Here is an 11783-nt window from a genome sequence, read left to right on the forward strand (position 1 = left end):
GATCTCCATGAGGTGCGCGGCCGGTATCGCGCGGTCGGTGTTGTTCCACACCGCGAGTTGGGCGCGTTCGTCGGCGTCCCGCAGGTCGATGTCGGCGATCGGCCGGTCCGGGTCGGCGACCACCGCGTCGAGCAGCCGCAGCAACCGGCCTGCCAGCCGCTCCACCGACCCACGGTCGAAGAGATCGGAGGCGTAGAACACCTCCAGATCGAGGTCATCGCTGTGTGCGGTGTCCGAGAAGGTGATGTCGAGATCGAACTTGGTGACGCCAGGGTCCACCCGGTCGGTGCGGGCCGCGAGCCCGAACAGGGTGCGGATGTCCTGGGTGACGGTGCTGTGGGACACCATCGTCTGGAACAGAGGGTGCCGGGAGAGCGAGCGCTCGGGGTTGAGCGCTTCCACCACACTGTCGAAGGGCAGATCCGCGTGGTCCAGCGCGGCCAGGTCCGTCGTCCGGACCCGCTCCAGCAGCTCCGCGAAGGTGGGGTCACCGGACAGGTCGGCGCGCAGCACCACCGTATTGACGAAGAAGCCGACCAGTTCGTCCAGGGCTTCGTCGCCGCGTCCGGCGACAGGGCTGCCGAGGGGGATGTCGTCGCCCGCGCCGAGGCGGTGCAGCAGGGCCGCGACCGCCGCGTGCACCACCATGAAGGCGCTGGTGCCGCTCTCCCGGGCCAATCGCCGCAGCCCGGTGGCCAGTTCGGCGGGGACCTTCCGGTGGACCATGCCGCCCGCGTTGCTCGCCACCGCCGGGCGGGGCCGGTCGGTGGGGAGGGCCAACTGGTCGGGGAGACCGGCGAGGGTGTCACGCCAGTACGCCGCCTGCCGCGCGGACAGTGCGTCGCCGTCCCCCGGGTCACCGAGCAGAGTGCGCTGCCACTGTGCGAAGTCGGCGTATTGGACGGGCAGTTCGCCGAGAGTCGCGGGCTGTCCCGACCCGTGGGCCGCGTACGCCTGCTCCAGACCGTGCAGGAACGGGCCCATGGACCACTCGTCGCTCGCGATGTGGTGCAGCAGCACGACCAGCGCGCCCGCGCCCGTCGCCGGGTCCCGCAGCAGGGTCACCCGCAGCGGCGGCTCGGTCTCCAGGTCGAAGAGATGGCCGAGCGCGGTCTCCGCCGCCGCGTCGAACCGCTCGGCGGGCACATCGAGCACCAGGAGGCGTACGGCGGCTTCGTCCGGGGCCAGCACGCGCTGGTAGGGCTCGCCGCCGTGGTCGGCGAAGACCGTACGGAGCGTTTCGTGCCGGGTGACGACGGCGCGCAGCGCGGTGTCGAGGGCGTCCGGATCGAGGGCCTCGTCGAAGCGGGCCACGAAGGGGATGTTGTAGGTGGCGCTGGGGCCCTCCATCTGACGCAGGAACCACAGGCGCTGCTGGGCGTACGACAGCGGCAGCAGGTCGGGCCGCTCGGCCCTGGCGAGTTCGGGCCGCTCGGTGGCGGTGTGCCGGGCGAGCCGGGCCGCCAGTGCGGCGACCGTCCGGGCTTCGAAGACATCGCGGATACCGCAGTCGGTGCCCAGGGCCGTACGGACCCGGGCGATCACCCGGGCGGCGAGCAGCGAGTGCCCGCCGAGGGAGAAGAAGTCGTCGTCGGGGCCGACGCTCTCCAGACCGAGCACATCGGCGAAGATCCCGCCGAGTATCTCCTCCCGTGCCCCGCGCGGCGCGCGGCCGGCCGACGTCAGCTCGGCCGGATCGGGCGCGGGCAGCGCCCGCCGGTCGATCTTTCCATTGGCGGTGAGCGGGAAGGCGTCGAGTACCACGACGGCCGACGGCACCATGTAGTCGGGCAGCCGCTCGGCGACGAGCCGCCGCAGCCCGGCGGGGTCGAGCGGCTGTCCGGAGCCGGGGTGGCCGGAGCCGGGGTGGCCGGGACCCGGATGAGCGGAACCCGGCTGGCCCGGGTCCGGGTGGGTACTGGTGCCCGGCTCCGGAGGCGCTTCCGCTGCCGACGCCGTCACATAGCCCACCAGATGCTGTGCGCCCGGCCGGTCCTCGCAGACCACCACCACCGCGCGGCCCACGGAATCCGCAGCGCCCAGGGCGCTCTCGATCTCACCCAGTTCGATACGGAAGCCGCGTACCTTCACCTGGTCGTCGGCGCGGCCGATGAAGTCGATCCGGCCACTCGGGTCGCCCGGGCGGTGGCGCACCAGGTCCCCGGTGCGGTACATCCGGCTCCCGGGCTCGCCGTACGGGTCGGCGACAAAGCGCTCCGATGTCAGCGCAGGCCGGCCGAGATAACCGCGGGCGAGCTGGGCGCCCGCCAGATACAGCTCACCGGGGCGGCCGGGCGGTGCGGGCCGGAGCGCGCTGTCCAGGACGTACGCCCGGGTGTTCCAGAACGGGGTGCCGATGTCGGGGGCGCCGGTGTGGTCCGGGGCGAGGGCGGCGGAGGTCGCCCAGATGGTGACCTCCGTCGGCCCGTAGACATTGGTGACGGAACGGGCGGCGCGGGTCAGCCGTTCGGCGAGATCGGCGGGCAGCGCCTCACCGCCGACGAGGACCCGCACATCGCCGAGGGTGCGCGGGCGGCCGTCCTCCAGGAGGGCGTGCCACAGCGAGGGGGTGGCCTGCATGACGGCGGGCCGCTGGGTGTCCACGAGGGCGGCGAGCGCCGCCGGGTCGCGTACGGTGTCGCGGTCGGCGAGGACGACGGTCGCCCCGCTGAGCAGCGGGGTCCAGATCTCCAGCGCGGCGATGTCGAAGGAGATGGTGGTGACGGCGACCAGCCGGTCACCGGCCGCCAGCGCCAGGGCCTCGGTCTGCATCTCCAGGAAGTTGGCGAGCGCGGCGTGCGGGACGACGACGCCCTTGGGGCGGCCCGTGGACCCGGAGGTGTAGATGACATACGCCGGATGGTCGCCGTGCAGCCGCGCTCCGACTCGTCCCCCGACCGGCGTCCCGACTCGCGTCCCGGCGGGTGTCGCGGGCAGTTCGGCGAGGGCGGCGAGGGCGGCGAGCGTGTCCGGCGCGTCCAGGACGACGGTCTCCACACCGCGTACATCGGGTGCAACGGCGGCGGTGGCGAGCGTGGTCAGGGTGCACACCGGTCGGGCATCGGTGACCATGAACTCCAGGCGGTCGGCCGGGTAGTCGAGATCGAGCGGCAGATACGCGCCGCCCGCCTTCAGTACGGCGAGGGCGCCGACGATCAGATCCGCCGAGCGGGGCAGGGCGAGAGCGACGATCCCCTCGGGGCCCACGCCCCGGTCGATCAGCAGCCGCGCCAGCCGGTCGGCGCGCGCGTCGAGTTCGGCGTAGGTGAGCGTGGTGTCGGCGACGACGGCGGGGAGAGCGCCGTGCGCCCCGGCCTGTTCCGCGAAGGCGTCCACGACGGTGCGGCCGGTCACCCGGTGTGCCGTGTCGTTCCCGGCGCCTAGCGCCGCCGCGCGGGCGGCTGCGGGCAGCAGATCGATCCGGCCGACCGGGGTCCGGGGTCCCGCCGCGCCCGCCTCGGCGAGGAACTGCGCGAACTCGGCACAGCGGGCCGCCAGCGTCCCGGGGTCGTACGCGCGCGGGTTGCCGTCGAACTCGAAGCGGATACGGCCCGTCCCGGCGTCGTGGTAGAGCCCCAGGGTGATGTCGTCCACCGGCCCGGCGGCGACATTGTGGACCGTGCCGGGGGTCCCGGCGAAGTCGAGGGCGTTGTCGAACGCCTTGACATTCACCATGGGGCCGAGGAGCCCTTGTTCGCGTCCTACGAGTCCGAGGTCGCGGCGGATGTCCTCGGCGCGGTAGCGCTGGTGGCGGCGCAGAGCCCGGATGTGTCCCGCGACCTCGGCGACGAGTTCCGCGATCGGCGCACCTGGCCGCACCGCCACCCGCAGGGGCAGCACATTGACGACCATCGCCGGCACCTTCAGCGCGGCCGTGCCGAGCCGGGCCATGGCGGGCAGCGACAGCAGTACGTCGCGGCTGCCGGTGGAGCGGCTGAGATACGCGGCGAACGCGGCCGTCACCACATCGGCCCAGCTCCCGCGCGCGGTGCGGGCGATGGCGAACAGAGCGGCGGTGGTGTCGGCGGAGAGGGTGGCACCGTCGCGCAGGAAGGTGTGGGATGCCGGGAAGGACGCCCCGCTCAGCGGCTCCGGCTCCGGGTGGTCGGCGAGCCGGGAGAGCCAGTAGGCGCGGTCCTCCGCGCAACGCCCGGATTCGCGGTAGAGCCGCTCCTCATCGACCACGTCGGCCAGCGCGCCGAAGGGGGTGGGCGCGGGTTCGTCGCCGCACACCAGCGCCGTATAGACCTCGGCGGTGCGGCGGGAGACGAGGGAGAAGCCGTAGGCGTCGAGGGCGATGTGGTGGGCCCGCTGGTACCACAGGGTGCGGTCGGGGCCGACGCGATGCAGTTCGAAGGCGTACAGGGGTTCCGTCGCCGGGTCGGCAGGCCGGTCCATGTCGGCGCGCATCCGGGCGAGCGCGGCGGTGTACGGGTCGGGGGCGGCCGTGTGGTCCACGATCCCGACCGGGGGTTCGCCGCCGGGGTGGGGACCGGTGAGCTGGACGGGTTCGCCGGTGCCGGACTCGGTGAACCGTACGGTCAGGGCCTCGGCCTCGGCGACCGTGAGCCGTATCGCGCGTGCGAGGAGTTCCGGATCGAGGGGCCCGTCGATCTCCACATACTGTCCGACGTTGTAGACCGGGGACGCGGGGTCGAGCTTCTGCCCGTACCAGACGCCGGTCTGGGCCCCGGTGAGAGGAAGACGCTGGGAAGCACGCTCGGTCATGGGATCTTGCTCCAGGTGTCGGACGCGACGGGTCGGCGGAGGTCGGCGGGACGGGTGGTCGGCGGTCGGCGGAGGTCGGTCGGACGGGGGCTACGGCTCAGACGGCGGGCAGTGGAGGCCGGCGGGGCGAGGGGTTACGGCTCCGGCGGCGCGGGTGGGACTGGTTGGCGGTGGGGGTGCCGCCCCTGCCGGGCGGAGGCGGCACCCGCCACACGGTCAGGGGAGCGAGGTGAGAATCCGGTCGAGCTGGTCGAGAGTCCTGCTGCCATCGGGGTAGCTGTCCACGAAGAAGCCGGGCACCGGGTGGACCTGCTTGTTCTTGGCGGCCTTGAGCGCGGACCAGTTCTTCTGCGCGACAAGGGACTTGGTCTCGGCGACCGGGGCTCCGGCCTCGCCGTCGCCGTCGACAAGGATGACGTCGGCGTCCTTCAGCTTGCCGATCTCCTCGAAGGAGAGATCATAGGAGAACTCACCCTTCGGAGCGCCCGCGACCGGGGCGAACTTCGCGCCGATGCCATGGGCGACCACACCGAGCCAGGAGGTCTCCGTGTAGACCGAGTACTTGCCCGCCTCACCGGAGTTGACGATGCCCCAGTTGGTCCTCGCGAGCTTGTCGGCATGGGTGGACTTGATCTTGGCGATCTTGTCGTCGTACGTCTTCTTGAACTCCGTGCCCTTGTCGCCCCGGCCCGCCGCGTCGATCACCTTCAGCGAGGACGGCAGCAGGTCGGATGGCTGGGCGATGGGGAACGAGAGGACCGGCGCGATCGGCTTGAGTTTGTCGATGTTGAAGGGGACGTGCTTCGGCGAGGAGATGACGATCAGATCGGGGTTGAGGGAGGCGATCTTCTCGAAGTTCAGCTCGTTGCCCTCGCCGACGATCGTCATCTTCTTCACGGCGGCCTTCTGCTCCGCCGTGAGCGCGCCCTCGTCGATATCGGTGACACCGACCATCGGCACACTGGTGTCGAGCATCCAGGAGGCCGCGTAGGACAGGCCGATGATGCGCTTCGGCTCGGTGGGTATCTTCACCGGGCCGCCGGGCGTCTGCACGGTGCGGGTGGCCGACGCGCCGTCCTTCTTCTCCCCGGCGCCGCTGCTGTCCGTCGTGGTGGAGCAGGACGCCGTGAGGGTGACGGCCACCGCGGCGACCAGGGAGGCCGCGGCCCGGCGCAGGCGGGCCGTACGGCTGCCAGGGATACGCGCCAGGGGCGTCCCGTGCGCACGGTTTCGGAACATGAGGGTTCTGCCTTTCTCGGTCCGCGGGTCGCGGACGGACTGCTGGGTCGGGGACGGACTGCTGGGTCGGGGGAGGGGCGGGGAGGTGCCGGGCGGGTCAGGAGGTCGCTTTGGCGAGACCGCTGCCGGACCCGGGAGCGGACGAGGTGTCGCCGCCGGTGCCGGGCGGCGCGGACGGAGTGCCGCTGCCGGACCCGGGTTCGGAAGGGGACCCGGGTTCGGAAGGAGACCCGGGTTCGGAGGGGGGCCCCGGCCCGGAAGGGGACTCGTCCTCGTCGCTCTCGTGGGGGAGGGTGGCCCGCCGCAGGCCGGGCACCGCCACGGCGATCACCAGGGCCGCCGCCGCACAGATCACACCGTTGACCACGGCGGCGCCCGCCGGGCTGAACCACCTGGCGACCAGGGCCACTTCGACATCGCCCACGACGTCACCCGTGGTGTCCTGGGTGGTGATGACGCTGACGATCCGGCCCCGCAGGCGGTCGGGTGTGTTGTGCTGCACGAGGGCGTACTCAAGGATCTCGTAGACCGTGCCGGCCGCGCCGACGACGATCAGGGCGGCGAACGCGACGGCGATGTGGCCGCTGAGGCCGAAGCCGATGGTTGCGAGCCCGCCGACGAACGCGGCGGCCAGCAGGAGGTTGCCGGGCCGGGGTGCGCGGGTGAGCCAGCCGCTGGTGGCCCCCAGGACGACCGAGCCGATCGCCGGGGCGGTGTAGAGCAGCCCGAGCATGACCTCGCCACCGCCGAACTGCTTGTCGACCATCTCCGGGAAGAGGACGACCGGCATGGTGAACAGCGCCGTCACACTGCCCAGCGTCAGCAGACCGCCGACGACCTTGTTGTGCCAGGCGTATTTGAAGGCCACCAGCAGCGACCCGGTGTCCGTCTCACCGTCCTCGTCATCGTCGTCCACGACCGGCGGCAGCGCGCGGATACGGGAGATCAGGAACGTGGTGATCGCCGTGGTGACGGCGGCGAAGGCGAAGACCGGGCCCGGCCCCCAGGCGGCGAGCAGCACACCGCCCAGGAAGGGCGCCACGATGGAGCCGATCTCACCGGTCAGGGAGATCAGGGCCCCGGCGGCGGGGAGTTGGTCGGGGCGTACGAGCGTGGGCGCGACGGCCATCAGGGCGGTGACGCTGACCCCGGTGGCGAGTCCGTCCCACGCCACGCACAGATAGATGGCCCAGATCGAGGGATCGGACGCGAACGCGTTGGCGGCCAGACCCGCGAAGGCGAGTGCGGCGGCGCCCCGGGCACAGACGATGATCCGCCGCCGGTCCATCCGGTCGGCCATCACCCCGCCCCACAGGGAGCCGAGCAGCACCGTCACACTCATGATCATGCTGACCACGGCGACCTGGAGGGTCGACCGGGTCAGTTCGTAGACCTGCGCGGAGAGCGCGACCGTCGCCATTCCGAGGCCGAACAGCGACACCACACGCGCGATGAAGATCGCGCGGAAGTCGTTGCTCGACCGCAGTGGCCCGATGTCGATGAGGAGATCACGCACTGGCACGCGGCGCTCCCGTCAGCGCGCGGTCCCGGTCCGTCCGGGACTGCCGGGCCAGCGGCAGGACCAGCGGGGTCCCTGTCTCGGGATCGACGATGATCCGGCAGCGCAGCCCGAAGACGTCCTCGACCAGCTCGGCGGTGACGATGTCGCCGGGCGCCCCCTCGGCGACCACCTTCCCGTCGCGCATGGCGATCAGATGGGTGGCGTACCGGCAGGCGTGGTTGAGGTCGTGCAGCACCGCGACCACGGTCCGCCGCCGCTCTTCGCGCAGTTCGGCACACAGGTCGAGCACATCGACCTGGTGGGCGATGTCGAGGAAGGTGGTCGGCTCGTCCAGCAACAGGATCGGCGTCTCCTGGGCGAGCGCCATGGCGAGCCAGACCCGCTGGCGCTGACCGCCGGAGAGTTCGTCCACGAGGCGGTGGGCGAGCGGGGCGACCCCGGTGGAGTTCATCGCCGCCACCACGGCCGTGTCGTCATCGGCCGACCACTGGCGCAGCAGTTTCTGGTACGGGAACCTCCCCCGCGCGACCAGGTCCGCGACGGTGATCCCGTCGGGTGTGGTCGGCGACTGGGGGAGCAGCCCCAACTGCTGGGCGAGCGCCTTCGGGGACATCGACGCGATGTGCCGGCCGTCGAGCAGGACCGCGCCCCGCTGGGGCTTGATGATCCGTGCGAGGGCGTGCAACAGGGTGGACTTGCCACAGGCGTTGGGGCCGACGATCACCGTCAGCGATCCGTCGGGGATGCCGATCCCGAGCCGCTCGGCCACCACGCGCCGGTCGTAGGCCAGGGTCAGGCCCTCGGCCCGCAGCCTCTCACCCATGAGTGTTCCTCCGTAGCGTCGATGCACCGGCCGGCCGCCGCACGGCGGATTCCATGGGTGCGTGGCCCCGCGCCCGCCGACCGCGCTGTCGGGCTGGGCTTCGGGGCCTGTCTTGTCCGTGGCCTGTTCTGTACGGCGGCTTCGCTGTCCGGTTGCCGCTGTCCGGCCGGCTCTGTCCGGGCTTCTGCTGTCCGGTCCTCGCTGTCGGGAATCGGTTCCGGCGTACGGTGGTTCGGGTCGTCCTGCGGTTCCTGCGGTTCCTGCGGTTCCTGCGGTTCCTGCGGTTCCTGCGGCTCCGGCGGTTCCGGCTCCGGTGGGTCAGGCGCGCGTCCGCAGCAGTTCGGCCCATTCCTTGAGGGTCGGCCGCTCGGCGAGGTCGACAAAGCTGATCCGTGCCCCGTCGGCCCGCCAGTTCTCGACCAGGGTCATCAGACGGATCGAGTCGAGGCCCTGGTCGAGCAGACTGTCCTCCACGGAGACTTCCCCGGTCTCGACATAGAGCATCTCGGCGACGTCGCGGGTGAGCCGCTCCAGGGGGAAGGCACCCTGAGCGAACGCCTGGTCCGTGCCGGATTCCTGATGGGCCGTGTCGGCCATCGTCTGTGTCCTCTCCCTGACGGGACTCCGCGACTCCATGGCGGAGTTTAGGTAAGGCTCACCTAACTATCTCTCCTCGGGCAAAGTCAAGCCGGAGGGTGTCGATCCGGAAGTGCCGCAACTGGTCGGCCTCTCTTGGGAGTCCCCCCGTTGGGGCCGGGGTTCACCGATGTCGTAATCTAGCAATCGCTTAGGCAAGCCTTGCCTAAGTTTTCGGGTGGATCCGGTCATGTCCCCGCGCCCCCGAGCGCACCGACGCACCCCGTGGGACCGAGGAGAGGGAACCCCATTGATCACGGTGTCCACGGCCTGGCCGCACACCCCTGCCCCGCCGCACACCTCTGCCCCGCCGCCCCACCCGCCAGTGCGCCGGGCCGCCCATGCGGACGCCGAGGCCCTCTACACCCTGTCCCACCCGTTCTTCCTGAGCGGCGCCCTGCGCGAACGCCCGCCCTCGCTCTACGCCACCGAAGCCCCGGGCTTCCTCGTGGTCGACCACCCCGACGGCACTCTCGACGGCTGCCTTGGCCTACGGACGTACCCCCCGGCCTCGGAGGGCTCCGGCGACCCCTGCGGTGTCCTCTACAACTTCTGCGTCTCCGCGCGCAGTCAGGGCCGGGGCGTGGGCTCCGCCCTCCTGTGCGCGGCCCTCACCGAGGCCGCCGCCCGCTCCATGCACGCCGTCTTCACCGCGACCAGCGGCGGGGGCCGGCTCTTCCTGCGCCACGGCTTCACCCACGCCCCCATCCGGCTGGCGCCCCCGGCGTGGGCGGACGCGCTTGATCCTCGGCGGGGGTCGCGGGTGCTGTCGAAGAGGGTGCGGGGCGTGTCCTCAATCGCCGGACGGGCTTAATACACGCCCCTGGACCGCAGGCCCGTTTTTGTGCGCGCCCTTGTGCCCGAGGGTCCGTCCTCAATCGCCGGACGGGCTGGATGTGCGCGCCCGGGTCAGCAAATTCAGCCCCGCCTGGGGGTCCCTCCCAGGCGAAGCTCTGGGGGAGATTGAGGCGCGGGGTCTGGGGCGGAGCCCCAGGAAAGGGGGATGCGGCCCGCGTCAGGGCTTCGTGGTCAGGCTTGCCGGGCGCATGTCCGTCCAGTGGGTGTCGACGTACTGCGCGCAGCCCTCGCGGGAGTCCTCGCCGTGGACGACGGTCCAGCCCGCGGGGACCTCGGCGAAGGCGGGCCACAGGGAGTGCTGGTTCTCCGCGTTGACCAGGACGAAGTAGCGGGCGTCGGGGTCCTCGAAGGGGTTGGTGGCGGTCATGAGGCGGTCTCCTCTTCTGTGGTGCTGGTGCTGGTGCTGGTGCTGGTGCTGATGCCGTGCGGGTTGACGGCGGTGGTGATCATCTCGGTGGTACGGGTGGTGAGGGTCCGGGCCTCCTCGTCGGTGAACAGACCGCCCGCCCAGCGCCAGCGGAGGACCAGGACGCCCGGGCGGGTCCGGGCCGTCACCTCCAGCGGGCCGGACAGGGGCGGTTCGGTACCGGCCACGAGCGCCAGCGCGGAACGCAGTGCCGCGCGGGCTTCGGCGGGCGCCCGGCGCCAGCCGGGCGGTCCGGGCGACGCGCTCTCGGCGCGGTGCCGGGTGTAGCGGACGACGGCGTGGGGTGCGTCCGCGAGAGCGGGCGCGGTCTGGGGGTTGAGATGGCGCAGTTCCTCATGTCCCCGCCCACCGTCGGGTACGGCCGCGAGCGCGGACGCGACCCGGTCCAGCAACTCCGGGTCCAGCGACTCCCGGTCCGGCAGCTCGCGGCCCGTCCTCTTCCGGCGCAGGGACTCCCGGCGCAGGGGCTCCCGGTCCAGCGACTCCGGACCTGGTGACTCCCGGTCCAGCGACTCCCGGTCCGACCCGCCCCTCGGCCCGGCCGGATCGAGCCGTACCGGCCGGACGGTGGTGAGCCTGCCGACGAGGTGCGGCGGGCGCAGCGGACTCGGCAGTTCGGCCTCGACCAGGAGCCCGGGGCCGGTGGCGTCGCCGCGCAGCCGGGGCTCCCGCTCCGCCGCCAGCGCCAGGGCGGCCAGCACGGTTGCGTCAAGGCGGGCCTGGTCGGCGTCGGCCGGCAGCGGGATCGTGGTCTCCAGCTCCGGTCCTGGCCGCTCGCCCCACGCGGCCGGCGGGGTGCCCGGGGTGCCGAGCAGAGAGCGCCAGTACGGGAGTTCAGCGGCCCGCTCCCGGCTCTGGGCCTGGCCGAGGAGACCGGCCGCCCAGCTCCGCAGCCCCCCGGCGGACGCCGGATACGGTGGCTCGCGACCGTCCGACAGGGCGGTGCACAGCGCGGCCAGTTCGGGGATCAGCAGCTCCCAGGAGGCGTCGTCCACGGTCAGCAGATGCGCGGTGAGCAGCAGCCGTCCGGGTACGTCAGGACCCGCGTCGAACCAGACCGCGCGCAGCACCGCACCCGTTCCGGGGGACAGCGCGAGCGCCGTCGAACGGGCCTCGGCCGCTATCACCCGGGCGAGCGCGGCAGGGCCGAGACCGGTGGCGTCCACGCGGCGCAGGGTGTCCGGATCGACCACGGCGGGGGCGAGCGCGGACGGCAGGATCTCCTGCGACCAGATCCCGTCCACCCGGTGCAGCCGCAGCCGCAGCGCCGCGTGCCTGCGGGCGAGCCGTGCCACGGCCCGCCTCAAGGGCACGGACGCGAGCCCCGCCGGGACATCGAGGAGTACGGATTCCTGGAGCCGCTCGACCGGTACCGCCGCCGCGCGCAGCCGGTGCGCCGAGGGCAGCAGAGGCAGACCGCCCTCCTCCTCGGCGAAGCTCTCCGGTATACCGCCCGGGGTCTCCGGCCTCGGGTTCACCGGCTCCGGCGCCCGTTCCACGGCCGCCAGAGCCGCCAGAGCCGCCATGACCCCCGTGCCGTCGAGGAGGGA

General features: G+C 72.4%; 8 protein-coding genes. 1 reads left to right on the forward strand and 7 read right to left on the reverse strand.

The genetic code is table 11. From position 1 onward, the window contains the following. The 5 genes from ACWF94_RS19555 to ACWF94_RS19575 all read right to left on the reverse strand — a co-directional run. The coding region (locus ACWF94_RS19555) for an amino acid adenylation domain-containing protein (protein ID WP_453489540.1) at positions 1-4728 on the reverse strand (4728 nt) is incomplete at its 3' end. A 216-nt stretch (positions 4729-4944) separates the two neighbouring features. Then, positions 4945-5967: an ABC transporter substrate-binding protein gene (locus ACWF94_RS19560; protein ID WP_453489543.1), complete on the reverse strand. Its 1023-nt coding sequence runs from the start codon at positions 5965-5967 to the stop codon at positions 4945-4947. A gap of 97 nt (positions 5968-6064) precedes the next feature. Then, complete coding sequence (entS, locus tag ACWF94_RS19565) at positions 6065-7489, reverse strand: enterobactin transporter EntS (RefSeq protein WP_453489547.1); 1425 nt, start codon at positions 7487-7489, stop codon at positions 6065-6067. Then, positions 7476-8312 (reverse strand): ABC transporter ATP-binding protein, encoded by an 837-nt coding sequence (locus tag ACWF94_RS19570; protein ID WP_453489550.1) that lies wholly within the window; start codon positions 8310-8312, stop codon positions 7476-7478. The genes entS and ACWF94_RS19570 overlap by 14 nt, the downstream gene beginning before the upstream one ends. A 318-nt stretch (positions 8313-8630) precedes the next feature. Further along, positions 8631-8909 (reverse strand): phosphopantetheine-binding protein, encoded by a 279-nt coding sequence (locus ACWF94_RS19575; protein WP_453489553.1) that lies wholly within the window; start codon positions 8907-8909, stop codon positions 8631-8633. A 298-nt stretch (positions 8910-9207) separates the two neighbouring features. Between ACWF94_RS19575 and ACWF94_RS19580 the strand changes: the two genes are divergently transcribed. Then, complete coding sequence (locus ACWF94_RS19580; protein WP_453489562.1) at positions 9208-9762, forward strand: GNAT family N-acetyltransferase; 555 nt, start codon at positions 9208-9210, stop codon at positions 9760-9762. A 201-nt stretch (positions 9763-9963) separates the two neighbouring features. Here ACWF94_RS19580 and ACWF94_RS19585 read toward each other — a convergent pair whose 3' ends face one another. Continuing rightward, the gene (locus tag ACWF94_RS19585) at positions 9964-10173 is read right to left on the reverse strand and encodes an MbtH family protein (RefSeq protein ID WP_453489556.1); all 210 of its coding nucleotides are present in this window, start codon (positions 10171-10173) and stop codon (positions 9964-9966) included. Beyond that, positions 10170-11783: condensation domain-containing protein (locus ACWF94_RS19590; protein WP_453489559.1), on the reverse strand; the 1614-nt coding region annotated here is incomplete at its 5' end. The genes ACWF94_RS19585 and ACWF94_RS19590, both read right to left, overlap by 4 nt.

The sequence above is a fragment of the Streptomyces sp. NPDC055078 genome, from assembly GCF_053607985.1.

Coding starts and splice junctions, on each gene's coding strand:
- ACWF94_RS19570 (WP_453489550.1), bottom strand. CDS start 8,312: ATGGGTGAGAGGCTGCGGGCCGAGGGCCTGACCCTGGCCTACGACCGG.
- ACWF94_RS19560 (WP_453489543.1), bottom strand. CDS start 5,967: ATGTTCCGAAACCGTGCGCACGGGACGCCCCTGGCGCGTATCCCTGGC.
- ACWF94_RS19575 (WP_453489553.1), bottom strand. CDS start 8,909: ATGGCCGACACGGCCCATCAGGAATCCGGCACGGACCAGGCGTTCGCT.
- ACWF94_RS19585 (WP_453489556.1), bottom strand. CDS start 10,173: ATGACCGCCACCAACCCCTTCGAGGACCCCGACGCCCGCTACTTCGTC.